This window comes from Sinorhizobium sp. NFACC03 (assembly GCF_900103435.1).
Lineage (GTDB): Bacteria > Pseudomonadota > Alphaproteobacteria > Rhizobiales > Rhizobiaceae > Ensifer.
Genome location: NZ_FMXF01000005.1, coordinates 72411 through 96518, shown reverse-complemented (window position 1 = coordinate 96518; position 24108 = coordinate 72411). Strand labels below are relative to the sequence as shown.

Genomic DNA, 24108 nt, shown 5'->3' with positions numbered 1-24108 from the left:
AGGCGGCCGATTAGCGGCCGCAGGCGTCCCCACCGGCAGCCCGAGCGATCGCGATCAGTTCCGGCCGGTACTCGAAATGCATCGTATCGAAGTGGTACCAGCGGCCACCCCAGATGAAGCCGTGCTTCTCGAAAATCTCGACGATTTTGAGCGGATAGCGGTTGCGATAGCCGTGCGCTCCCTTGGCCTTCCCGGCCCAGCGCCAGTAGTCGGCGAAATCGGTGTTGATGTCGATAGCCGCGCCGAAGCTATGGACCGACAGCGTGGCAGCCCCGGCAATCGGCCGCCAATTGAAGGTGCCGGCGCTTGGGCTGAGATAGCGCCGGAGTTCGGCATGCTGCGAAAGGTCCGCGGCGACCGCCTTCAGCGCCGCGGCCGTTCCGTGTTTCCTCGTCACCCGCAGCCGTTCGCCGAACCAGTCCACAGTGACGAGATCCCGCCTGACAGCCGTAGCACTGCTGCCATAGAGCCGCTTCAACAGTGCTTCGCTGCGGATGCGACCCGGATCGAAATCGACGGCCGGCGCTTTCGCACACGCGCCCAGCGGATAGATCTGTGACAGGCTGTCCTCGATATCCGCCGCGGCCAGCTTCTCTGCATGGCTCTTCTTCCTGCCGTCGTCGATGGAGAGCGGCCCTCCACCATCCCGCAGAACCAGGACATTGCCGTCGATCCGCTCGATGGCATCGGGGTAGGCCGTAGCCAGCAGGCTGAGCTTCTCGGATAGACTGGGCTCGCCGGCTGTCGCCTTGCCGGCCAAGAGAGCGAAAAGGAGTGCTGATGCACCTGTCAGAGCCTGCCGCCGCACCCTCGCCTCCACCCGCGCGCTTCGCTGAGATGGCGACCGTACCGGTCGGCCCCCGCAGCAGCCTACCACATGGTCTTGGCTGCGCGCTCCGGCCATTCGCGGTCATAGGTTTCGCGGTCGAAATCCGTCTTGGCAGCCTTCAGCAGCGTGCCGGGCGTCGGCAGCGATGCCGGAGCGAGGAAGCGTTCCGGGTTCCAAAGCTGCGCGCGCATCACCGCACGGGCGCACTGAAAATAGACTTCACCGATGGTCACGACAATCACGCTGCGCGGGTGCTTGCCGTCGACCTCGAAGCTATCGGTAAGCTCCGGATCGATACTGAGGACGGCTGTGCCGTTGATGCGCATCGTCGTGTTCGAGCCGGGGATCAGGAACATCAGCGCCACGCGCGGGTCACGCACGATATTGGCGAGCGAATCGACCCGGTTGTTGCCGCGCCAGTCGGGAAGCAGCACCGTCTTGTCGTCGGCGATCCGAACGACGCAATCGTCGTCACCGCGCGGCGAACAATCGAGGCCCTCCGGCCCGACGGTTGCGAGCGCGCAGAAGGGCGAAGCCTCGATCATCAGCCGATACTCCGCCGTCAGCGTTTTGGTGACCTTGGCCACCGATGCTTCGCTAACACCGCCATAGAGCGCGTTGAGTTCCTCGACCGAGGTGATGACCGACATGCCGTCCTCCAATACCGAAAGATCTCCGGATCGATGGCAGGGCGCGGATTGCGAAGCGATTCCGGAGGCTAAAGCGACCCTTTGACCGATAGCATGACAGTCTGATGACGGCAGCAACGAAAAATAGTCAGGCGGCGGCTTTTTGATCTTCCGCGTGTATGAAGGCATTGATCCGCGCGATCACGGGTGCGGCCGAGACGATGCGGCGATGGCCGAAGCCGTTTGCCCAAAACATCTCCACGTTCGGCCCAGCGGCTGCATAGCGGCGGGCATGATCGGCCGCGACCTCCTTGTCGTCCTCCGCATGGATGACCAGCGTCGGCACGGCGAGGACGCCGATGATCCGCGCGGCGTCGAAATCCTCGAGGCGTCTGCCGGCGAGACGCTCGACAACATCTTCGAAGGCCGCCTGCGTCTTCGGCGCCAGGCGAAGAATTTTGCCGAAACCTTTGAAAAGCCAAGTCATCTCGCTCGGCGCGCCGATCAGCACCAGCTTCTTCGCCACATGGCTGCGCACGTCGCAGACGATGCCGCCCGCCGCACAAGCAAGGCTTCCCCCGCCAAAGGAATGACCGACGCAGACATCGAAATTGCCGAAATGCCGCCAGGCGGCGTCGATCGCCCTGACCGCTGCAGGCATCGTGAGTGTGCGTCCCGGCGAACCGCCATGCCCCGGCCAGTCGAGCGTCACCACTTCAGCGCCGCCTTTGACCAGGCCATCGATCATCGCAGCCAAGTAGTCGCTGCGCGATCCCCAGCCATGCACGAGCAGGATGCGCTTGGCGTTGGCGGCATTGCGCGGAGCGGCGAACTGGCGTGCCAGCACCCAGCCGCCGGCATAGGAAAGCGTCACCGGCTGCCCCGTGGCGATCACGGGCGCCGCGGCCGCGAGCGCCGCCCTCTCCTTGGCGTTCTTAGGCTTCCGGCCGGGCGTCACGCTGAAAAGCTTGAAGGCAAGCCTGCCGGCCGCCTCGGGCGAGAACGCTGCCACGCCTTTCAGCGTGTGGCGGATGACCTTGATCGCAAAGGGTGCCATAGTGGGAATCTCTTGTTATGTTCAATGCTGAACATAATTGTACAACGTTGAACAAAAATCAAGTGACGACAGAACACCATTTCCCTTGGGATCACCCCCGTTTCCGCAGCTGGATCGCGGTTGCGCGCGCCTGCCAGCTCATGCAGCAGACGGTGACGCGCGAGATCGCCCATCTCGACATCAAGCCGCCACACCTCGATATCCTGATCAACCTCTACCGCTTCGACGGCATTTCGCAGCAGGAACTGGCACGCAAACTGCTGGTGGGCCGCTCCAACATGAGCATGCTGTTGCCGCAGCTGGAAAAGCGCGGCCTGATCCTGCGCCGCGGTGACGAGAAGGACAAACGGGTGCTGCGGTTGTCGCTGACACAGGAGGGCCGCAACCTTACGGAGGCAGCCATGGAGATCCACACGGCGCTGATCGAGAAATTGCTGGACGACGAGCCGTTGGAGGACTGCATGGTGGTCACCCGATCCATGGAGCGGCTGATCGGGATACTGCTGAAAGAAGAGGACGAACTGGCCTGACGACAGGCGCAGCCGAGATCAGCGCGGCTTTTCCGTCTTGTCGCGCGACATGCCCTTCTCAGCGAGTTCCTGTTCATAAGCACCGAAGAGCTCTCCACCCTTCTCGCCGAGTTCGCGCAGATAGCTCCAGGTGAAGATGCCGGTATCGTGAAAATCGTCGAAACCGATGCGCACCGCGTAGTTGCCGGTTGGCTGCACTGAAATGATCTGCACGTTGCGCTTGCCGGGCACCGTCACCCGTTGGCCCGGCCCATGGCCCTGCACTTCGGCAGACGGCGATAGTACCCGCAGCATCTCCGCCGAGAGATCGAAGGATGCGCCATCGTTGAAGGCGACGACGAGCCGGTGGCGATCCTTGGAGACACGCAGTTCCGTCGGCCAGATTTCACTCATATTGCCTGCTCCTGTTCGCGAACGGCAAACGCGATGCCGTCCATTCGCCGTGATCCGCCTGAAAGCTTCATCGCACCTTGCTTGCTGAAACCTCCTATCCCTGATGCGGCTTTGACTTAGGGATGAGTATGCACTAGCGCAGAAATCGGCTGGCGAGAATTACCCTGCTCTTCCGATCAACACTTTGCGACAGTATGCGCCTTGACGCGAGCAGGTTCGACAACGACATTGAAAGGGCTGGGAGAAAGACGTTTTGAATACAGCCACGATAGACAGGTTCGGCGCCAGGCCGCTAGAGCAGAAGACCGTTCCAATGATCGACCCCTTCGGTCGGGCGATTACCTATCTGCGCGTGTCGGTCACCGATCGCTGCGATTTCCGCTGCACCTATTGCATGGCGGAACACATGACCTTCCTGCCGAAGAAGGATCTGCTGACGCTCGAAGAATTGCACCGGCTCTGTTCCGCCTTCATCGCCAAGGGCGTGCGCAAGCTGCGGCTCACCGGCGGCGAGCCGCTGGTGCGCAAGAACATCATGTTCCTGGTGCGTGAACTCGGCAAGGAGATCGAGGCCGGCCGGCTCGACGAGTTGACGCTGACGACCAATGGCTCGCAGCTCGCGAAATATGCCTCCGAGCTTGTCGAGTGCGGCGTCAAGCGCATCAACGTCTCGCTCGACACGCTCGACGCGGCGAAGTTCCACCAGATCACCCGCTGGGGCGACCTCTCCAAGGTCATGGAAGGCATCGACGCGGCCCAGGCTGCCGGCCTCAAGATCAAGATCAACGCCGTGGCGCTGAAAGGTTTCAACGACGCGGAGATCCCCGATCTCATGCGCTGGGCCCATGGCCGCGGCATGGACCTGACGCTGATCGAAACCATGCCGATGGGCGAGATCGAAGAAGACCGCACCGACCACTACCTGCCGCTCTCCGAGATGCGCCGGCAATTGGAACAGAGCTTCACGTTCTCGGACATTCCCTATCGCACCGGCGGCCCTGCCCGTTATCTCGAGGTTGCGGAAACCGGCGGACGGCTCGGCCTTATCACGCCGATGACGCATAACTTCTGCGAAAGCTGCAACCGCGTCCGCCTCACCTGCACCGGCACGCTCTATATGTGCCTCGGCCAGAACGACGCGGCCGACCTGCGCACTGCGCTCCGCGCCTCCGAAGACGATGCCTATTTGAGCCAGGTGATTGACGAGGCGATCGGCCGCAAGCCGAAAGGCCACGACTTCATCATCGACCGGGAGCACAACCGTCCCGCCGTCGCCCGCCACATGAGCGTCACCGGCGGCTGACCGTCCCGCACGATACCAACTTTGGATGAACAACCGGCAGGCGGCCCCTCAACCGCCTGCCGGCACCTTCTCCCTCGCCAAGCGGGGAGAAGGGAATGTGGGGCACACGCTCGTGTCCCCACGTACTCCGCACAGATGCGTCGACGGCTTGCGCTTTCCGGCGACCTACATTGGGATGTCTTGCCGCAGTGCACGCCCCCTCGCCCCGCTTGCGGGGAGAGGGTTAGGGTGAGGGGCTGACAAGCCGGGCGGCAAGCCTTGAAAGCCGCCGTCGGAGGAACAGATCAGGCCGCGTAGCTCCCGCGCCCCTGCGCCTGCGCACCCATTCCCTCCGTACCGGTGCGGAAGCGCTCGATCTTCTCGTTAAGCGCTTCCACCTGCCGGCGCAGCCCGTGGATCTCGGCGGTGTTCTCCTCGACCATCGCGGCGTTCTGCTGGGTGATCAGCTCGACCTCATGCACTGCAGAATTGACCTCGTTGAGGCCGGTGTACTGGTCGGCTGCCGAAGCCTCGATATTGCTGACGAGGTCGTGGATCGTGGTGATGTGGCTGTTGATGACGGTGAGCGCATCGCCCGTTTCCTGCACCAGAGCAACGCCGCTCCGCACCTGCGCCGAGCTTTCGGAAATCAGCCCCTTGATCTCGCGAGCAGCTCCTGCGCAACGCTGGGCAAGCTCGCGCACTTCCTGCGCCACGACGGCAAAGCCACGGCCCGCCTCGCCTGCCCGCGCCGCCTCGACGCCGGCATTGAGCGCCAGGAGGTTGGTCTGGAAAGCGATCTCGTCGATGACGCCGATGATCGTGCTGATCTTCTCCGACGAGCGATTGATCTCCGCCATGGCGTCGATCGCCTTGGCCACCACCTGGCCGGAATGCTTGGCATAAGAATTGGTTTCGCCCACCGACACCGTCGTCTTGCGCGCACTTTCCGCCGTCGTGCGAACGATCTCCGTCAACTGCCGAAGGGCACGCGAGCTTTCCTCGAGTGCGGCCGCCTGCTGCTCGGTGCGGCGTGCCAGGTCGTCAGCCGACGACGCGAGATTGCCGGTGCCACCGGTGATCTCGCCGGTAACGACACGCACGTCGGCCAGCGTCACGCGCAACGCCTCGACCGCATTGTTGTAGGTGCGGGCCATGATGACGTAGTCGGCCGGCAGGTCCTCGGCCATGCCTTCCTCGAGATTGCCGTCGGCGAGAGCGGCGAGAACATCCGAAAGCGCATTCAGCGCCTGCATCTGCTCGGCCTCGACACGGGCACGCTCCGCGGCGCGGCGCGCTTCTTCTTCTGCCGAAAGCGCACGCGCCGCCTCCGCCTCGCGCCCCAGCCGCACGTTCTCGACGGCATTGTCGCGGAACACGGCAACGGAGCGCACCATGTCGCCGATCTCGTCGCCGCGGTTGCGACCCTCGATGGCAACGTCGAGATCGCCGCCGGCAAGCCGCGTCATCGTTTCGGTCACGCGCTTCAGCGGGCCACGCAGCGTTTCGACCAGCATCAGGCCACCGATGATGGCGAGCAGCGTGCCGGCAATCATGGCGACGATCGAGACATCGGCCGAGCGCTGGCTGTCGACCTTGCCGGCTTCCTGCGCGCTGCTGACGAAACTCTCAAGTGTGGTGCTGGCGGACGCGACCAGGGCCGAGGCTTCGGCCTTCGCCGCCTGCCAGCGGCCGCCGACGTCGATCAGTGCCGCGGTGTCCTTGTCGATGTTGCCGAGCGAGGGCCCAAGCTTCGCCGGAAGATCGCGGAGAGCCGCGTTCTTGCCGCCGAGTTCCCCGAGCTTGCCCGCCGTTTCGCGAACCGCCTGGATGTCAGCCATGACCGGCTCGCGGCCCGCGGCATCGAGCTTGCGGTGCAGCTCGCTGATATGCAGCCGCGTGCTGTCGAGCCCCTTGAAGGTATCGCCCATCAGCGCGATCAGGGTCTTCAGTTGCGAAATCTCGGCATCCATGCCGACGAAGCGCTTGGCCGCCGTATCCGAGTTCTTGGCTGCCTCCTTGGCGAAGTCCGCTTCATACTTGGAGAACTTGCTGAGGATCGGCACCAGCGCGTTCTTCTTCGCCTCGCTGTCTTCGGCACCGGCAAGGATCGCCTGAACCCTGAGCGCCTGTTCCTTCACGTCGGCAATCGGCGCCTGCACCTTTTCCGAGGCAATCTTTTCGGCCTCATCGATCTGCTTCACGAGATGCGGCAGCAGCTTACCCGCCTGGTCGATTTTGGCATCCGGATTGACGGCCATCGTGACCGGCAGTCGGAATTTCTTGATGCGTTCGGCCAGGCCCTGATAGGCGGCGGCATCGAAAAGCAGCGCCTTGGCGAAGGCTTCCTTCTCGCCGGATTCCCTGCGGATGATATCGATCTGCTTGTAGGCACTGTTGCCCTGCTCGGTCATGTCGGCGAGCGCCGTTTCCAGCGATGCCGTTACCTGGTCCCGCTCGAGCTTGGTCACCCAGAGTTTGTCCGTCTGGCTGCGCATCGTCTCACCCAGCGCCAGCACCGAGGCGATCTCCGCCTTGTCCTCACCGCGCGTCAGCAGGCCGTCCAGCGTCTTCACGCCGCTTTCCTGCTCGTCGATCTGGCTCGCCAAAGCAGCCCGAGTTTCCTCGCTCGGCGCATCGGCAAAAGCCTGCAGCGCGCTGCGCAGCGCCTGGAAGTCCGAGAGATTGTTGATGGTTTCCCGCGTCACGGTCATATGGCCGTTGAGCGTGCGGGCGGTGAAGAAGCCAATGAGACCAATACCGGCAATCAGCGCCACAAGCGGAACCACGAAAAGCAGAACCTTGGTGACGATCCGCAAACGCTGCAGCAGGCGATCGATGAAAGACATTGCGCACCCCTGAATTATTCTTATGGGAAGCAGGCCCGCGCGGCGGCTTTTCTTGGTGGAAACACCGATGGGACGAGTGCCGAAGGCTCTCCTAAGCCTGGGCAGACGTCCCTGGAATGGCCACCCTGCAAGGTTACTGCGGCGCCACCCCGCCGATCGCGTCATGCGAATGGATGCGGAATTGCAGCGACGATAGGCAGCGAAACTTAAGATTCCGCGAATAAGCTCAGTTCGCCGGCGGACGTTTTAGCGGCCTGCCACAGTCTTCCGGGCAATTGAACTCGGCCGGGGCTGACCGTTCTACTTGCGCTGAAAGAAAAACGGCCGCCGCATGCGAACCCGTTTGCACAAGCCGGCAGCCAATGCTTAAACATTGGGCGATCCATCCCGTGGATTCGCCTCCCCATTCGTCGACAGCGTAGCCCGCTTTCCGGCGCCGCAGGACAGCCAGCATGCAAGCCTCCACCAATTTCCGCGGCATTCTTTTCATGTGCCTGGCGATGATCACGTTCTCCTGCAACGACGCGCTGGTCAAATCTGTCACCGGCGCGATGAATGTCGGCCAGATCATCTTCGTGCGCGGGCTGCTGACGACGCTGATGGTGGTGCTCGCCGCCTGGCAGTTTCGCGCCTTTCGGCCGCTCCGCACCCTGATGAAGCCGGTGATCCTGCTGCGCATCGCCATGGAGGCGCTCGCCTCGGTAACCTATATCTCCGCCCTCGGCCAGATCCCGCTCGCCAATGCCTCGGCGATCATGCAGGCGCTGCCCTTGGCCGTCACGCTCGGCGCCGCCCTGTTCCTCGGCGAGCCAGTTGGCTGGCGGCGCTGGACGGCGATCATCGCCGGCTTCATCGGCGTGCTGATCGTGCTTCGGCCCGGTCCCGAGGGCTTCACGCCGGCGGCACTGACCGTCGTCGCCTGCGTGTTCGTCACGGCAACCCGCGATCTCTGCACCCGCCGCATCGGCCATGACGTGCCCTCGCTTTACATCACCGTGTCGACCTCCCTTGTCACAACCATCGTCGGTGCCGTCCTCATCCAGCCGATGGGCGGCTGGCAGCCAATGTCGGCGACGACCTTCAGCCACATCGCCGCCGCGAGCATCCTGCTGATGCTCGGTTACCAGACGATCGTGCTGGCAATGCGCGCCGGCGATATCTCGGTCATTGCGCCCTTCCGCTACACCAGCCTGATCTGGTCGATCGCGATCGGCATCTTCTTCTTTACGGAAGTGCCCGATACCTGGATGCTGGTCGGCGTTGCGGTCATTATCGGTTCGGGCCTCTACACCTTCTACCGCGAGACCCTGCGCGGCCGAAAAGCGGTCGCCCAGCGCTCGCTGACCGGCCCTTTGGAATAGGAGCCGCGCGATGCCGGACACCTCACGCCGTCTGATCAGCGAACCGCTACCCGCCGTCATCCTCGCAGGCGGACTGTCGCGCCGCATGGGAAGCCCCAAGCCCGACCTTCACCTGGGTGGCCGCACGATGCTTTCGCACATCATCGAGCGGCTTCGTCCCCAGGTCACCAGCATAGCCGTCAACCTCAACGCCGAACCGGCAGACGCCGTCGACGGAAATACGCCCGTCATTGCCGATACGGTTCCGGGTTTTCTCGGACCGCTCGCCGGCGTGCTGACGGCCATGCGCCATGTGGCAGGGGCTACGCCGGAAGCATCCCATGTCTTGGTCGTTCCCACCGACACGCCCTTCTTTCCCGATGACCTCGTCGCGCGACTGATCGCCGCCTTGACCCAACGTCAACAGATTGCCGTGGCGGCATCCGTCGGCCAGATGCATCCACTGTTTGCGCTCTGGCCAGTTGCGCTCGCCGACGAGCTGGAGACCTGGCTGACGAGCGACCCGAAGCGCCGCGTCCGTGCCTTCATCGAACGCCATGCCTCGGTAACGGTCGACTTTCCTGTCACCATGACGCCGAAGGGCGCATTCGATCCCTTCTTCAACGTCAACACTCCTGCGGATCTCACCGAGGCGAAGGAATGGTTGAGTTTTTTCGAGGACAGCAGAGCATGAACGCCATGAAGATCTTCGGCATCGCCGGCTGGAAGAATTCCGGCAAGACCGGACTGATGGTGCGGCTCGTCACCGAATTGACGCAGCGCGGCTACGTGGTTTCCACCGTCAAGCACGCGCACCACGACTTCGACATCGACAAGGTCGGCGCCGACAGCTACCGCCATCGCGAGGCTGGCGCCCACGAGGTGACGATCGTCTCCGGCACGCGGTTTGCGATCATGCACGAATTGCGCGGCGCACCGGAACCGTCCTTCGAGAACATCCTTGCGCGGCTTGCCCCTTGCGATCTTGTGCTCGTCGAAGGCTACAAGCGCGAACCGATCCCGAAAATCGAGGCCCGGCGCCTGGAATCGGCGAACCGAGAGCCGCTGGCCCCCACCGATCCGCACATCTGCGCGATCGCTGCCGATCACCCGGTTGCCAATGCCGATCTTCCGCTTTTCGACCTCGACGACACCATCGCGATCGCCGATTTCGTGGAGAAGGTCACAGGGTTGCAGCGCAAAGGCGTCTGAAAGGCGCGAAGGCGCTGCAGGCTCAACGCTGCGAGGCGCGGCGATACTCTTCGGGCAGCTTCGCCAGCAACTCCTGCGCCTTCCGCATCCCCTGCGCGGCGGCCTTGGCATACCATTCGGCCGCGGCTGAAAGGTCCTGCTCCACCCCATCGCCTCTCGCATAGGCGATACCGAGAAAGAATTGCGCGTCGGCATTTCCTTGCTCCGCCGCCTTGCGGAACCACCGGACGGCAGCCGGAGCGTCAATCTCCACGCCGATGCCGTTCAGATAGGCCATGGCGAGATTGAACTGCGCCAAGGCATAACCCTGGTCAGCCGAAAGCTTGTAGAGCCGCGCCGCTTCCTTCACGTTCTTCTCTATACCTTGGCCGTTCGCATACATGACCGCCAGGTTGAATTGCCCCTTGGGATCTCCGCGATCAGCAAGCATCAGGAACCAGCGGTGCGCCACCGCGTAGTTTTCATTAACGCCGGCACCCGTCAGGTACATGGCGCCGACATTCATCTGGGCTTGCGGGTTCCCCTGTTTTGCCGCCTTCAGGAACAGCTCGAATGCCTGAGCCTCGTCCTTCTCGACGCCGCGACCCAGCATGTAGAAGATTGCCAGATCCACCTGCGCCGAGGCCATGCCCCGGTCGGCCGCCAAGCGGCACCACTTTACCGCTTCCCGATCGTCGCGCCCGACGCCGAATGCGCACACGTAGATGGTGCAGAGGAGATTTTGTGCCTGCCCATTTCCGCCACGCGCAGCAAGCCGCAGCCAGCGATCCCCCTCCTTGGTATCGACCCGCCCGGCCTCGCTGTTGAAATAGAGCCTGCCGGCATTCGTTTGTCCTTCGATGTTCCCCTGCTCGGCTGCTCGCACATACCAGTTGAGCGCCTCGGGAACGCTACGTTCGACACCGGTGCCTCTCTCGTACATGACTCCGAGATTGAACTGAGCGCGGGGTTCCCCGCCGATCGCGGCGCGCGACTCCCATCGGTAGGCCGCTGCGTCATTTCTCAGCGTGCCGTTGCCCTGCAAGTAGGCGACGGCGAGATTGTGCATGGCCGCAACCAGCCCCTGCTCTGCCGCCTTGCGATACCATTCGAAGGCCTCAGCAAGGTCGCGCTTCGTTCCACGCCCCTCCTGGAGCAGGGGCGGTGGCGTAACCTTGTTCCGCAGCCAACCGATAGTAGACGATAGCCTGCGCCTCGTCCTTCGCGACACCCAAGCCGCGTTCGTAGTGAACCCCGAGACTGAATTGGGCGGCCGGCATCTTCTGCTCGGCTGAAGGCCGATACCAGCGTAGCGCCTCGGCATAGTTCTGCCTCACGCCCTCGGCACCGTTGAAATAGATAGTGCCAAGCAGGAATTGCGCTTTCGCGTTACCCTTCTCGGCCGGCCCCCGATACCAGCCGATGGCTTTCAAAACGTCGCGCGCAACACCCTCACCTGTCTGGTAGCGTATGCCGATATCGACCTCAGCCTCGACATCGCCTTTCTCGGCGCGCTCCAGCACTTGCTCGAACGGCTGCAATGGCGCACTCGCACCATCTGCGCGCGCAGGCGACGCGAATGCCTGCGATAGCAGCGCGACAACGAACCCGATAACGATACGCTTCATCCACTCCTCCAGAGCCAGACGCATAGCTCGACAAGCCTAAGGGGGAGCTGCCGGCAACGGAAAATGGAATTCGACAAGCCGCTACTTTGCGTCGAGCAGCGGCCTTGCAACTGTCATGAGAGAAACGGCTTGGTCGAGCACGCACAATCCACCACGAGATATGGGATATGGAACGTCGCCGCGCTCGGGGAGATATCACTCGACGCAGACATTTTCCGGCGCTGACCATTTCCTGACGGACATTTTCCGCAGCCAGCCGCCAAAATCCGTCAATTCGTCGCGCCGACTGTCATTTCATCCGGGATGTCGTTTAGCCGGACGCCGTCCTTCGCTGCGCGAATGCGCTTTTCGGCGACGGCTGCGCCGAGCAGCGAGCCGCCGTCGCCGTTCACCGAGTAGCCGGCGATGCGATAACCCATGGCGCGGATCTGGCTCATCGACGAATGGGTATATTTGGCGGTTGCCCCACGGAACCAGTGCGGCGCCGGCAGGCCATGCGCCTTGATCGCCGTCGCACCGCCATCGACTTCGGCCGCAACCGCAGCCTCCGACCCGGCCGCCGCCAGACCATAGACCGAGACCTTGACGTCGATCGGCGGCACATGCATCGCGCCGTGATCCTCGATCTCGAACAGATCCGGATGCGCCTTCATCACCTCGACGACGAGGCCGTTGCGCTTCAGCCAGCGCGCGGTCACGAAGATCGTCGCCGGAATGTGGTTCTCGATCAGGGTGCCGAGGATGCGCATGTCGGTCGCGCCGCTGCAGGCATCGAGCGTCAGGGCGACGCGCGGCGCCCCGCTCTTTCCATCTGGATTGGCCGGCAGCCGCAGATCCGGCTCCACGAGCCCCGGTGCTGCGACAGCCGATTGGGTGAGCATGGCGAAGGCGAGGAACGGCAGGGCAACGGCTTTCATGGCAATCCGGAAATTAAAGAGGCTGGAGATCTGTGAAACGACGGAAACCCGCCTTTTGCGAGGCGGGTTTCCTAGAGCTATTCGGACATTCCTGCCCGAAGCTTGATCAGCGCTGTGCGACTTTGATCAGCGCTGGGCGACTTTGTTAGCGCTGCGCGACCGGACGGACCAGCGGCGTGACGCGGCGAATGGTGACGCGGCGGTTCTGCTGTTCGGCCTCCTCAGTCCGCACCTTGAGGAAGCGCTCGCCGTAGCCCTGGGTCACAAGGTTTTCCGGCGGAATACCGTAGACCTCGGTCAGCAGCGATGCGACCGATTCGGCGCGCTTATCCGAAAGCACGAGGTTCGAGCGGTCCGAGCCGACGGCATCAGTGTGGCCTTCGATGAAGAAGGTTTCACCCGGATCCTTCGCCAGAACCTTCTCCATTGCGGCCGCGACCTTGCGCATGGTTTTCGCCTGCGACATCGACACTTCGGCGCTGCCCGTCGGGAAGGTGATCGTATCGAGATCGATACGGCGAACCTTGTCGCGCAGGCGGGCCGAATGACGCACCTCGTCCATCGTGTAGACGCGCTCGACACGCTCGACCGGCGGCTCGGCCAGGAACTCGTAGTAGTCACGGTCCGGGTCGTCGGAAACGTCGGCAATATAATCACTCACCGGGATGCGCAGGCGCATCGGCGGCAGTTCGTAGCCGACGTCGATGATCGCCGGACGCGGACCTTCGTCACGCTCGGGCGCGTAGATCATCAGGTATTCGTTGCCGTCACGGTCAACGCGCGAGCGCTGCAGGATGTCGCCGTAACGGTTGTAGACGGTGACGATCCTGTAGCCGCCCGGACGCAGGATGGTTTCGCGGGTGCGGCCGCGCGGAAGTTCGTCGTAATAGGTCTCTTCCGCATCGTGGCGCAGGCGCGGACGATCGTCGCCACGCACGAAGATCTGGTCGCCGACGCCGAGGATGACCCGATTGTCGACCTGCTCGACGACCTTCACCTCGGTGATGTTGTTGGTGACGTTGTTGACGGTCGTGTTGTTGTTGATCACCGTGTTGTTGATGACGGTGTTGTTGACGATGTTGGTCGTCTCCGGAACCACGAAGACCGGCGCCTCATCGACGCGCGTGCCCTTTTCGTTGAGGTTCGCCTCAATCTTCTGCGTCAGGTCGGCCGGGGTCTCGGCGGTGATGGCAGCCTGGGATGCGGCATCGTCTGCCGGCGCCGGCGCGTCTTCTTCCTTGGCGCGCAGCTCCTCGCGCAGCTTCTGGCGCTCTTCGCGCGCCTGGTTGCCGCCGGCATTGTCGGCGTCCTTGTCGCTGTCGAGCACGGCCGCACCGTTTTCAACCGGCAGAACGACGGTCTCGTCGGTCGCCGCCGGGTCTTCGGCGATCTTCACCTTTTCTTCTTCGGTGCGGGTGTCGACCACTTCCGGAACCGGCTGCTGCACCTGCGGCTGCTGCTCGGCGGTCGCCGGCTGCTCGGTCCCCGGGACGGGTTGACCTTCGCCGGTCTGCGGCTGCTCGGTGCCAGGCACAGGCTGGCCCTCGCCGGTCTGCGGTTGCTCCGTGCCCGGTACAAGCTGGCCTTCGCCAGTCTGGGGTTGCGGCTCCGTGCCCGGCGCCGTTTCGGTCGGCGCGGGCTGTTCGCCTGCCTTCTGCTCTTCGGTCACGGGCGGCTGCTCGCCGGCCTTCTGCTCTTCGGTGGTCGCAGGCTGTTCGGCTGCCTTGCCGCCTTCCGGCGGGCATGCGGTCGATGCATCCTGACCTTCCGGTACGACGCAGGTACCGGGCTGAGCCTGCTCCGCAGCTTTCTGCTGTTCTTCAGCTGCCTTCTGCTGTTCGGCAGCCTGGCGGGCAGCTTCGTCTTCTGCAGCCTTCTGCTGTTCAGCGGCTTTCTGTTGCTCTTCGGCGGCCTTCTGCTCTTCCGCAGCCTTCTGCTCGTCAGCGGCCTTCTGCTGCTCAGCCGCCTGGCGCGCAGCTTCTTCTTCAGCAGCTTTCTGTTGTTCGGCAGCCTGGCGGGTAGCCTCTTCCTCAGCAGCCTTCTGCTGTTCAGCGGCTGCACGGGCAGCCTCTTCCTCGGCAGCCTTCTGCTGTTCAGCGGCCTGGCGAGCGGCTTCTTCTTCAGCGGCCTTCTGTTGTTCTGCAGCCTGGCGGGCAGCTTCTTCCTCAGCGGCCTTCTGTTGTTCAGCAGCCTGGCGCGCGGCTTCTTCCTCAGCAGCCTTTTGTTGCTCGGCAGCCTGGCGCGCGGCCTCTTCTTCCGCAGCCTTCTGCTGTTCGACCGCCTGGCGTGCTGCCTCTTCTTCAGCCTGGCGCTGCTTCTGCAGCAGCAGCTCTTCCTCAGACTGACCGCCGCCCTCCTGTGCAACCTCGAATGGCTTCATCAGGTTGTCGGCGACAGCGGGCGGAACCGCGACGGACACCGACAGCACCGGCAGCGCGACGGTTGCAAACAGTTTGGATCGAATCGACATTTGTCTTCCTTCCTCTTCTTGGGAGGTCCTGGTCCCGCATCCTCTTCCCAGCATATGACACGGCTAAGAATGGGTGCGAACGCGAATACTCACGGGGCCTTGACCCAAGGTTCCGGCTTTTTTGTGTTGCCAACGACACGCGCCGTCAAGTGCAATGCCCGAGCCACGCGCCGGTTCCTTGATAAGGGCTAGCGGAGGCAAGATTAACCGGCGCTGAACGCACCGTTCATGTTCATTGCGCGACCCGCCACCACAATCTGCGGTCGAAATCCTTTTCCCGGTGAGCACCTTCGCTTTCCTGTTGATTTTTACAGGAAAAGAGTACGAATATCGCCGCAACCGGAGGCAAACGCTCCGGCAGAAATTGGCATCCGTGAAAAACAAAAAACCGGATGTCGGCCAACAGAGAGGACTATCATGCGTATTTCCAAGCGGCTGGCAGCCGCCGCATCGGCTGCCGTTTTCGTGCTCATGGCAGGCTCGGCCATGGCCGACGGCGAAAAGGTCGTTATCGGCACGGAAGGCGCCTACCCGCCCTTCAACAACCTTGCAGCGGATGGCACGCTGACGGGCTTCGACATCGACATCGCCAAGGCACTGTGCACGGAAATGAAGGCCGAATGCACCTTCGTCACGCAGGACTGGGACGGCATCATTCCGGCGCTGATCGCCAAGAAGTTCGACGCCATCATCGCATCCATGTCGATCACTGCCGAGCGCAAGGAAAAGGTCGACTTTACCAACAAGTACTACAACACGCCGCCGGCAATCGTCGTGCCGAAGGATTCGCCGATCACCGAGGCGACCGAGGCAGCGCTTGCGGGCAAGACGCTCGGCGCGCAGGGCTCCACCACCCATTCCAACTATGCCGAAGCGCATATGAAGGGTGCCGACATCAAGCTCTATCCGACGGCTGACGAATACAAGCTCGACATCGCCAACGGCCGTATCGACGCCGTCATCGACGACGTCGTCGTGCTCTCCGAATGGCTGAAGTCGACAGACGGCGCCTGCTGCAAGCTGCTCGGCACGCTGCCGATCGACCCCGTCATCAACGGTGAAGGCGCCGGCATTGCCGTGCGCAAGGGCGACGACGCGCTGCGCGAAAAGTTCAACAAGGCAATCGAAGCGATCCGCGCCAACGGCAAGTACAAGGAAATCAACGAAAAGTACTTCCCGTTCGACGTTTATGGCAGCTGATTGACGGGATCCGGCGCGATTTCCTAGTGAATCATGCCGGAGAAACGTCAGTTCATGCGAAAAATGCAACGGCGGACGGCTTGCCCTTCCGCCGTTTTTGTTTGACAAGAGCCTAAAACAAAGCGCGATCGATACACACAAAAACGGCGCAAAGGGGAAACTTCTGACATGAGCGGGTTGTTTGCCGGCTTCTATTCCATCCTTTCCTGGATCGGATCGATCGTCGATCCATTCTGCGGCCCCGTCGGGGTCTTTCGTTGGCTGGCGCCCGGCACCTTGCTGGCCTGCGGCGACACAGGCTGGGGCGACGATATCGCCTACGGCTTCGTGGTTACCGCGAGCCTTGCCATCGCGACGCTGCCCGTCGGCCTGCTGATCGGCTTTTTCATCGCTCTCGGAAAGCAGTCCGAAGAGCGCACCATACGGTTGGCCGCCAACATCTACACGACGATCTTCCGCGGCCTGCCCGAACTGCTGACGCTCTTCATCGTCTATTACGGCCTGCAGATCCTCGTTCAGCAGCTGCTGGCGACGCTCGGCTACGAGGGGCCGGTGGAGATCAACGCCTTCTTCGCCGGCATGATCGCGCTCGGCGTCGTGTTCTCCGCCTATTGTTCCGAAGTGCTGCTCTCAGCCTTCAAGGCCATTCCACATGGACAATACGAGGCCGGCGATGCCCTTGGTTTGCATCGCGGCAGGACCATGCGCCTCATCATCCTGCCGCAGCTCGTGCGCATCGCGCTGCCCGGTCTCGGCAATCTCTGGATGGCGCTGCTCAAGGACACCGCCCTCGTCTCGGTGGTGGGCCTGACCGACATCCTGCGCCAGACCGGCGTCGCCGCCCGCGTTACCAAGCAAGCCTTTGAATTCTATGGTGTCGCCTGCGTGCTCTTCCTGATCCTCGCGATGATTTCCTCGATCGTCTTTGCGAACCTGGAACGCTGGACCAAACGTGCGGAGATGGGCCGATGAGCACTGTTGCAACGATGATCCCGCCGCAGGCCCCGCCTCCGGTTCCGCCAAGGCCCTATACGCTGACCCGCTTCGTCGGCAGCGTCGCGCTCGGCGTCTGGCTGGCGCTTGGCGTCGGCATCTTCCTGACCGTCGTCAATGGCTGGGACCCGGAGAAATTCGCGAAATACGGTCCGCGCTTCCTCTCCGGCCTCGGCGTCACGCTGATGCTGGTCTCGATCTCGATCGTCCTCGGCGCCCTTCTGTCGCTGCCGATCGCGTTTGCCCGCATGTCGAAGAACAAGCTCTGGTCGTGGCTCGCCTACGGCTATGTTTATTTTTTCCGCGGCACGCCGCTGCTCGCGCAGCTCTTCCTGATCTATTACGGCCTCGGCAGTTTCCGCCCGCAGCTGGAAACGGTCGGCCTGTGGTGGTTTTTCCGCGATGCGTGGAACTGCGCGCTCTTCGCCTTCACGCTCAACACCGCAGCCTACCAGGCGGAAATCCTGCGTGGCGCAATCGGGAGCGTGCCGCGCGGACAGCGTGAAGGTGCCGCCGCCCTTGGCCTGCCCGAGCGCGTCGCTTTCTGGAAGATCATCCTGCCGCAGGCGATGATCGTGGCGCTACGCCCCTACGGCAATGAAATCATCCTGATGATCAAGGGCTCGGCGATCGTCGCGATCGTCACCGTCTTCGACCTGATGGGCGAAACCCGTTACGCCTTTTCCCGCACCTTCGACTTCCAGATGTATATCTGGGCGGCCATTCTCTACCTGATCATGGTCGAGATCCTGCGCAACATCTGGAGCATGCTGGAAGCGCGGCTAACCCGTCACCTCAAGCGCTGATTCCGGAAATCACCGACGAGCAAAGCTTGGCAGCACTCTCCGTGAGATGCTGCCAAGCTTTTGTTATTTCTTACGAAAGTTTCATTTCAGGGCAAATATTAGCCCTTGATTAAGAAATCGGGCGTTTCATCATAGAGACCAACCTTTGCGAGAAGTGAGGTCCTAATGACGAACGAAATGGAACTGCAACTGAAGGGCTACGGCCTGACGACCGCTCAGATCCTCTACCACATGCCGGATCATCCAACCTTCCTCCAGACCTATGTGTGGCAGCACTACGACCTGGCACCGGACTTTCCGGAAATGCGCAGCTTCCTGAAATTCTGGGAAGAGAAGCTGGATGGACCGCTGCATTCGGTGCGCTATGTGCATCGCAAGCTGATCTCGGCGACGGAATGGCGCGCGCTCAAAGGCGAGTTCATTCTGCACTGAACCGCCGATCGAAACCGAGGAGCCTAAGGTGGCCTTCGGTCAGGCTACCGGCGTTGCGATCGGCAAGCCCTGATAACCGCGATCGCTCAGCGTTGCGGACGCTGCAGCCGATGCGCTCTCAGACATGTACCTCGCCATGCGCCAGTTCGCCTTCACGCGGCTCCCTGTGCAGCGAGCCGTAAAGGACAAGCGCATAGAACAGCAGAACGCCCAGGACCACCGGCCAGCCAGGCAAAGGGCCGAGTGCGGCATTCTCGGCGACATCGGTCCAGGACCGCACATGCCCGAAGGGTTCGCCATTGGCCGACATCTTCGGCGAGGAGATCTTCAGCGCCCAGGCCAGCAGCAGGATCAGATACATCCAGCAATAGTTGCGCTGCAGCCGCCGACAGAGCGCCTCGCGATAGGTCATCAGAAATGCCGGCTTGCGCAGGCTCTTGGCGATCGCCGCCGCCCAATTGAAGTTCGGCGCGCCGTCCGGCGCCAGGATTTGCGCGAAGTATCCGCGTTCCAACTGCCGCACGCGGGCGCGATAGACATCGAAGAAGCGGTAACGCCGCGCCTCGATCAAGAGCAGCAGCGTAATCAGCAGCATCGCGAAGAGCAGCACGCCGTGATGTGACGTCGGCGTCGACAGCGATACCGAAAGCAGCGCCGCAACTACGGTGATCGCCCAGTTCGAGGTTCGGTCGATGCGGTCGCGCCAGCCGGCCATACGGCCCATTTCACCGCGATAATAGTGCACGACCGCGTTGATCTGCTCCTGGGATGTTTGCGGCAGCGGCGGGCCCTTCGGCTCCTTGACCTCCGCACTGATGATCAGCGGACCGAGCTCGGCGGACATCGTCGTTCCTCCCGTCTTTTCTTATGCTTGCGATGATGACTCCTTTCCTCTCGCCGATAAATCCCGACGGCGTCGCAGGGCGCCGTTTTTCGTTCAAAAGGCCAATGAAAACCTATTTGTCGTCCGGATACCGATTAATCCGCTCCGGTAAACGATCGCCGACGGCGATTGCCAAAGCGCCTCTGCGGACGTAAGAAGCGCCCATGACCCAGAAGAGCACGAAAATCGACGAGGAAGCGCTGGCGGAAGCCTATAACCGCGCCCTCTCCCTGGAAAAATCCGGCAAGTTCGATGCCGCCGCCGATGCCTATGCCGAAGTGCTGGCGCTCGACCCGGAAGACCACGGCGGCGCTGCCGTGCGCCTGGCCTCGATGGGACGCGGCGAGACGCCGGTGAAGGCGCCTGACGCCTATGTCGCCACCCTCTTCGACCAGCATGCCGAAGTGTTCGACAACGTGCTCGTCGACCAGCTCGGCTACTGCGTGCCGCTCCTCGTGCGCCAGCGGCTGCAGGCGCTTGAGCTTGGCCCGTTCGATCGTGTGCTCGATCTTGGCTGCGGCACGGGCCTCACCGGCGGCGCGCTCCGCGACATGGCCGACGACATCACCGGCATCGACCTCTCCGAAAACATGGTCGAGATCGCCCATGAGAAGGATCTCTACGAGACGCTCTACGTCGCCGAAGCGGTCGATTATCTCGACGACAACGACGACGAGCCCTTCGACCTGATCGTTGCGACCGACGTGCTTCCCTACATGGGCGCGCTCGAAGCGCTGTTTTTCGGCGCGGTCGACAACATGGTGCCCGGCGGCCTGCTGATCTTCTCCAGCGAGACCCTGCCAACCGAGACCTTCGCCGGCCGCGATTTCATGGTCGGCCCGCACCAGCGCTTCGCCCACGCCGAGAGCTACCTGCGCAACCGCCTGGCCGCCACCGGTTTCGAGATCGTCGAAGTCGGCGACATCACCGTGCGTCTGGAAGAAGGCGAGCCGATCGCCGGCCATCTGGTGATCGCGCGCTTCAAGCCCTGATCACCTGCAGCTTCCTTAAGTCGTCTGCTATGTAAGGATAAAAATAGGGTGCCGCGGCGCTGAAGGCGGCGCGGCATGACCGCATGAAAAGGGCGCATCCCACTTTGCGCCCTTCCCTCTTTTCGAGAGCTATCTAACAGGTGCCACCAGTCGCACCTTTTGGCCCATAGCGACTGGGCGCCGACAAAGATCGGGCGCGGAGCCCTTACTGGTGCGCCAGCGCCGTCTTGCCCAATGAAAACTGCCTTTCGTAGAAAATCCGGACGGACAGAACGACCCCGCCAATGAGGATCGCGATCCCTGCAGCTTCCATCGCGGTCGGCCATCGAGCATGAACGACGAGACCGCCGATGACCCCAAATGCCGTTTCCGAAACGATCAATTGCGCGGCCAGTGCAACGGGCAAGGTTCGAGACGCGACATTCCACGCCCACACTCCGCATACGGTTGCCAGAAGCGCGAAGGATGTACCCCAAAGATAGAGTGAGCCGGCGGCGTGCCACCCAAAACCGAGTTTTGGAAGCTGAAAAAGACCCATCGCTGCTCCAGCCGGGTAGAAGGCCAGCATCAAGATACCTCCGCCAACGAGGATAAGCGCGGACCACACACCGGAGGGCATTTCAGGTCGGACGGCCAAGGCGGCCTGATTGGCAATCGCAAACCAGACCCACAATGCCACCGCCGCAAGCGCCAGCGGAACACCGATCCAGAAGGAACGGACGGATTCCAGTCCCTCTGCCGTGAACGCTGTGCCATTGACGAAAACAAGACCGAGCAGCACCAGCATGAGAGGCACCGTCAGGGATTGCCATGACACCGATCCCTGCCGCTGGTTGCCGACCACCATCAGAACGAGCGGAACCAAACCGAGAAAGGCGGGAGCAATCACCGGCCCAGCAAAGATGGCAGCTCCTGTCACCGTCAGGAAGTAGCCGACGTAGCCGATGAAGGCGAGCCAGATTGCTGAAAGCCAGTTTCGGAGCGTCAGGTGTTGTATCACCCCCCGATCCGAAAACAGAATAAAGAGGCCGACCAGAGCCGAGACCACATGACGGACAAGAGCAAAATCAAAGGTGGAGTAGTCGCCGATGATGAAAGGCACAACGAAGTTGAGCGAAAAGGCGAAGGCCGCGAAGAGTGCGGCAAGAACGCCTACGTAGAAACTCTTGTCCATAGTCCGGCCTCATTGGTTTTTCGGACGCTAATGCTTCCCTTCACGGTCCGCCATGCATGTGTTTGACAAACACCTTTTCCAGATTGGAAGTCGGCGCTTGAACGACCTAGCAATTGAGCGAACTGTGCCTGGAAGGGCGCGTTGGACTTCAACTTCGGAGCCAACGTCGCTGGATTAGAGCGGCTCCATGTATACGGCGTGTGTTTGGCGAGCGCAGATGTGTACCAGAATGTACGGCGGGCGGGTTTTCTCGGCAGTTGAGGCACCTGGTGACTGCTCGCGGTACGCAACTGCCAACGCCACCCTCGTCACCATTGCTGGCCTGTGCCACATAACAGCACTCTTTTCCGCTCCCGTTCCATCGGCTACACCAAAGCGAAAGCAATGGGAGTATTCGGAAAATGGCAAAGGTCGCATTCATCGGTCTCGGCGTCATGGGCTATCCCATGGCCGGCCACCTCAAGGTCCGCGGCGGACACGAGCTGACGGTCTACAACCGTACCTTCGCCAAGGCCGAGAAATGGGCGGCCGAGTTCGGCGGCCGCGCAGCGCGGACACCGGCCGAAGCCGCCGATGGCGCCGAGTTCGTCTTCTCTTGCGTCGGCAATGACGACGACCTGCGCTCGGTAACGACCGGCAAGGACGGCGCCTTCGAAACGCTGAAGGCCGACGCCGTCTTCATCGACAACACCACCGCTTCGGCCGAAGTCGCCCGCGAACTCTATGCGGCAGCGAAGGCGCGCACCGCTCACTTCATCGATGCGCCGGTCTCCGGCGGCCAGGCCGGCGCCGAAAACGGCGTACTGACCGTCATGTGCGGCGGCGATGAACCGGCTTTCTATCGCGCCAAGCCGGTCATCGAAGCCTTTGCCCGCATGGTTGGCCTGATGGGCCCGGCCGGCGCCGGCCAGATCACCAAGATGATCAACCAGATCTGCATCGCCGGCCTCGTCCAGGGACTGGCCGAAGGCATCCACTTCGGCAAGAAGGCCGGGCTCGACATCGAGAAGGTTGTGGACGTCATCTCCAAGGGTGCTGCCGGCTCCTGGCAGATGGAAAACCGCCACAAGACGATGAACGCCGGTAAGTACGACTTCGGCTTTGCGGTCGACTGGATGCGCAAGGATCTCGACATCGTGCTGGCGGAGGCCCGCCGCAACGGTGCCAAGCTGCCGGTGACCGCTCTCATCGACCAGTTCTACGGCGATGTCCAGGAAATGGGCGGCAACCGCTGGGATACGTCCTCGTTGCTCGCCCGCCTCGAAAAATGAGCCTCGGCCCGTCCTCGACCGCAGACGAGATCATCGCTCACCTGCGGTCGCTCGGCTCTGAAGACAATCTCGCCGGCATGGCGCGCTTCGGCATCGTCACCGAAGCCGCCCTCGGGCTCTCCAATGTCGAGCTGCACAAGGTGACGCGGCAGGTGAAGGTGGATCACCGCCGCGCGCTGAAGCTTTGGCAGTCCGGCATCCGCGAGGCGCGCATCCTGGCCGCGTTTACCGCCGACCCGAAAGAACTGACGCTGGAAGAGGCGCGCCGCTGGGGCGACGATTGCAATTCGTGGGAAGTGGTCGACACCGTTGCCGACCTTTTCATCGCCGCCCGCTTCGAGCGCGAACTGATCCCGGAATTCGCGGCCGACGAACGTGAATTCGTCCGGCGCATCGCCTTCGCGATGATTGCGACCGCTGCGGTCCACCTGAAGAAGGAACCGGACGCGACGCTCCTGAACTGGTTGCCGCTGATCGAGCGGCACGCAACCGACGAGCGGAACTTCGTGAAGAAGGCGGTCAACTGGGCGCTCCGACAGATCGGCAAGCGCAATTCCGCCTGCCATGGTCCTGCACTGGCGCTCGCAGAGCGCCTGGCCGAAAGCGCAAACCGCGCCGCCCGCTGGACGGGCAAGGACGCGGTTCGCGAACTTAAGAGCGACAAGGTGCTCGCGCGGCTTGGTCTCGATCAAAGCTGAGCCCGCTAGCGCAGGCGCCTCAATCCTCGGCGGATTTCGCCTGGTCGATCATCATGTAATCGAGCGGAAGCTCGGTCGTGTACTTGATCTGCTCCATGGCGAAGGCAGAAGAGACGTCACGGATCTCGATCTTGGCAATCATGCGCTTGTAGAATGCGTCGTAGGCGGCAATGTCAGGCACGACCACGCGCAGAAGATAGTCGACGTCGCCGCTCATGCGGTAGAATTCGACCACCTCGGGAAACTCGGACACCACTTCGGAGAAGCGGCGAAGCCATTCCATCGAGTGCGAGTTTGTGCGGATCGACACGAACACCGTGACCTTGGTGTTGATCTTCACCGGATCGAGAAGGGCGACACGGCGGCGGATGACGCCGTCCTCTTCCATCTTCTGGATGCGCCGCCAGCACGGCGTGGTCGAAAGTCCCACCTTCTTGGCAAGGTCGGCAACGGCCAGCGTGGAATCCTCCTGCAACAGGCGCAGGATTTTGCGGTCTAGGCGGTCCATGAAAGTCCCTCTCGAATTATTTTTCCCTCTATAGCG

24 protein-coding genes are annotated in these 24108 nt (G+C 62.4%); 12 read left to right on the top strand and 12 right to left on the bottom strand.

Going from position 1 to position 24108, the window contains the following annotated elements:
• Window positions 1-10: 10 nt before the first annotated feature.
• The 3 genes from BLU35_RS10185 to BLU35_RS10175 all read right to left on the bottom strand — a co-directional run bounded on the left by BLU35_RS10185 (window position 11) and on the right by BLU35_RS10175 (window position 2515).
• Window positions 11-808, bottom strand: a complete 798-nt coding sequence (locus BLU35_RS10185; protein ID WP_286161493.1) for a M15 family metallopeptidase — start codon at window positions 806-808, stop codon at window positions 11-13.
• Window positions 809-870: 62 nt separating this feature from the next.
• A complete protein-coding gene (locus BLU35_RS10180; RefSeq protein WP_093232994.1) occupies window positions 871-1479 on the bottom strand; it encodes a pyridoxamine 5'-phosphate oxidase family protein in 609 nt (202 codons plus the stop codon).
• Between the two features lie 127 nt (window positions 1480-1606).
• Entirely contained in the window at window positions 1607-2515 is a 909-nt protein-coding gene (locus BLU35_RS10175; protein ID WP_057248855.1) for an alpha/beta fold hydrolase, read from the bottom strand.
• A 17-nt stretch (window positions 2516-2532) separates the two neighbouring features.
• Here BLU35_RS10175 and BLU35_RS10170 point away from each other — a divergent pair, with 17 nt between their 5' ends.
• The gene (locus BLU35_RS10170) at window positions 2533-3045 is read left to right on the top strand and encodes a MarR family winged helix-turn-helix transcriptional regulator (RefSeq protein WP_093232993.1); all 513 of its coding nucleotides are present in this window, start codon (window positions 2533-2535) and stop codon (window positions 3043-3045) included.
• Window positions 3046-3063: 18 nt separating this feature from the next.
• On the opposite strand, the gene BLU35_RS10165 is transcribed toward BLU35_RS10170, so the two are convergent.
• Window positions 3064-3438 carry a gamma-butyrobetaine hydroxylase family protein gene (locus BLU35_RS10165; protein ID WP_057248853.1) on the bottom strand — a complete coding sequence of 125 codons (375 nt, stop codon included), beginning with the start codon at window positions 3436-3438 and terminating at the stop codon, window positions 3064-3066.
• A gap of 253 nt (window positions 3439-3691) precedes the next feature.
• Here BLU35_RS10165 and moaA point away from each other — a divergent pair, with 253 nt between their 5' ends.
• Window positions 3692-4741: a GTP 3',8-cyclase MoaA gene (moaA, locus tag BLU35_RS10160; protein ID WP_093232992.1), complete on the top strand. Its 1050-nt coding sequence runs from the start codon at window positions 3692-3694 to the stop codon at window positions 4739-4741.
• A gap of 284 nt (window positions 4742-5025) precedes the next feature.
• On the opposite strand, the gene BLU35_RS10155 is transcribed toward moaA, so the two are convergent.
• The gene (locus BLU35_RS10155; RefSeq protein ID WP_093232991.1) at window positions 5026-7569 is read right to left on the bottom strand and encodes a methyl-accepting chemotaxis protein; all 2544 of its coding nucleotides are present in this window, start codon (window positions 7567-7569) and stop codon (window positions 5026-5028) included.
• A gap of 452 nt (window positions 7570-8021) precedes the next feature.
• Between BLU35_RS10155 and BLU35_RS10150 the strand changes: the two genes are divergently transcribed.
• Genes BLU35_RS10150 through mobB form a run of 3 tightly spaced genes read left to right on the top strand, consistent with a single transcriptional unit; the run spans window position 8022 to window position 10121 of the window.
• The gene (locus BLU35_RS10150) at window positions 8022-8930 is read left to right on the top strand and encodes a DMT family transporter (RefSeq protein ID WP_093232990.1); all 909 of its coding nucleotides are present in this window, start codon (window positions 8022-8024) and stop codon (window positions 8928-8930) included.
• Window positions 8931-8940: 10 nt separating this feature from the next.
• Window positions 8941-9603: a molybdenum cofactor guanylyltransferase MobA gene (mobA, locus tag BLU35_RS10145; RefSeq protein WP_058328845.1), complete on the top strand. Its 663-nt coding sequence runs from the start codon at window positions 8941-8943 to the stop codon at window positions 9601-9603.
• Window positions 9600-10121 carry a molybdopterin-guanine dinucleotide biosynthesis protein B gene (mobB, locus tag BLU35_RS10140; protein WP_058328846.1) on the top strand — a complete coding sequence of 174 codons (522 nt, stop codon included), beginning with the start codon at window positions 9600-9602 and terminating at the stop codon, window positions 10119-10121. Before mobA ends, mobB begins: the two co-directional genes overlap by 4 nt.
• A gap of 22 nt (window positions 10122-10143) precedes the next feature.
• Here mobB and BLU35_RS10135 read toward each other — a convergent pair whose 3' ends face one another.
• The 4 genes from BLU35_RS10135 to BLU35_RS10120 form a co-directional block, all read right to left on the bottom strand.
• Window positions 10144-11331, bottom strand: coding sequence for a tetratricopeptide repeat protein (locus BLU35_RS10135; protein ID WP_093232989.1), 1188 nt, complete (start codon window positions 11329-11331; stop codon window positions 10144-10146).
• A complete protein-coding gene (locus tag BLU35_RS10130) occupies window positions 11219-11728 on the bottom strand; it encodes a tetratricopeptide repeat protein (protein WP_176907202.1) in 510 nt (169 codons plus the stop codon). Before BLU35_RS10130 ends, BLU35_RS10135 begins: the two co-directional genes overlap by 113 nt.
• Before the next feature lie 269 nt (window positions 11729-11997).
• The gene (locus BLU35_RS10125; protein ID WP_093232987.1) at window positions 11998-12645 is read right to left on the bottom strand and encodes a polysaccharide deacetylase family protein; all 648 of its coding nucleotides are present in this window, start codon (window positions 12643-12645) and stop codon (window positions 11998-12000) included.
• Between the two features lie 145 nt (window positions 12646-12790).
• Window positions 12791-15115, bottom strand: coding sequence for an OmpA family protein (locus BLU35_RS10120; protein WP_093232986.1), 2325 nt, complete (start codon window positions 15113-15115; stop codon window positions 12791-12793).
• A gap of 417 nt (window positions 15116-15532) precedes the next feature.
• Between BLU35_RS10120 and BLU35_RS10115 the strand changes: the two genes are divergently transcribed.
• The 4 genes from BLU35_RS10115 (at window position 15533) to BLU35_RS10100 (ending at window position 18546) form a co-directional block, all read left to right on the top strand.
• The gene (locus BLU35_RS10115; RefSeq protein ID WP_057248843.1) at window positions 15533-16315 is read left to right on the top strand and encodes an ABC transporter substrate-binding protein; all 783 of its coding nucleotides are present in this window, start codon (window positions 15533-15535) and stop codon (window positions 16313-16315) included.
• 168 nt (window positions 16316-16483) lie between these two features.
• Window positions 16484-17287, top strand: a complete 804-nt coding sequence (locus BLU35_RS10110; RefSeq protein ID WP_057248842.1) for an ABC transporter permease — start codon at window positions 16484-16486, stop codon at window positions 17285-17287.
• The gene (locus tag BLU35_RS10105) at window positions 17284-18114 is read left to right on the top strand and encodes an ABC transporter permease (protein WP_057248841.1); all 831 of its coding nucleotides are present in this window, start codon (window positions 17284-17286) and stop codon (window positions 18112-18114) included. The genes BLU35_RS10110 and BLU35_RS10105 overlap by 4 nt, the downstream gene beginning before the upstream one ends.
• A gap of 165 nt (window positions 18115-18279) precedes the next feature.
• Window positions 18280-18546: an usg protein gene (locus tag BLU35_RS10100; protein ID WP_057248840.1), complete on the top strand. Its 267-nt coding sequence runs from the start codon at window positions 18280-18282 to the stop codon at window positions 18544-18546.
• Between the two features lie 118 nt (window positions 18547-18664).
• On the opposite strand, the gene BLU35_RS10095 is transcribed toward BLU35_RS10100, so the two are convergent.
• Window positions 18665-19390, bottom strand: coding sequence for a DUF2270 domain-containing protein (locus BLU35_RS10095; protein WP_057248839.1), 726 nt, complete (start codon window positions 19388-19390; stop codon window positions 18665-18667).
• A 203-nt stretch (window positions 19391-19593) separates the two neighbouring features.
• On the opposite strand from BLU35_RS10095, the gene BLU35_RS10090 reads away from it, so the two are divergent.
• The gene (locus BLU35_RS10090; protein ID WP_057248838.1) at window positions 19594-20421 is read left to right on the top strand and encodes a class I SAM-dependent methyltransferase; all 828 of its coding nucleotides are present in this window, start codon (window positions 19594-19596) and stop codon (window positions 20419-20421) included.
• A 205-nt stretch (window positions 20422-20626) separates the two neighbouring features.
• On the opposite strand, the gene BLU35_RS10085 is transcribed toward BLU35_RS10090, so the two are convergent.
• The gene (locus BLU35_RS10085; RefSeq protein ID WP_093232985.1) at window positions 20627-21595 is read right to left on the bottom strand and encodes a DMT family transporter; all 969 of its coding nucleotides are present in this window, start codon (window positions 21593-21595) and stop codon (window positions 20627-20629) included.
• Between the two features lie 401 nt (window positions 21596-21996).
• Between BLU35_RS10085 and BLU35_RS10080 the strand changes: the two genes are divergently transcribed.
• Together BLU35_RS10080 and BLU35_RS10075 are read left to right on the top strand one after the other, a co-directional pair.
• The gene (locus BLU35_RS10080) at window positions 21997-22866 is read left to right on the top strand and encodes an NAD(P)-dependent oxidoreductase (RefSeq protein ID WP_093232984.1); all 870 of its coding nucleotides are present in this window, start codon (window positions 21997-21999) and stop codon (window positions 22864-22866) included.
• The gene (locus tag BLU35_RS10075; protein ID WP_058324056.1) at window positions 22863-23564 is read left to right on the top strand and encodes a DNA alkylation repair protein; all 702 of its coding nucleotides are present in this window, start codon (window positions 22863-22865) and stop codon (window positions 23562-23564) included. Before BLU35_RS10080 ends, BLU35_RS10075 begins: the two co-directional genes overlap by 4 nt.
• Window positions 23565-23583: 19 nt before the next feature.
• Here BLU35_RS10075 and BLU35_RS10070 read toward each other — a convergent pair whose 3' ends face one another.
• On the bottom strand, window positions 23584-24072 hold the full coding sequence (locus BLU35_RS10070; protein WP_057248834.1) for an Lrp/AsnC family transcriptional regulator: 489 nt from the start codon (window positions 24070-24072) through the stop codon (window positions 23584-23586).
• Window positions 24073-24108 lie beyond the last annotated feature (36 nt).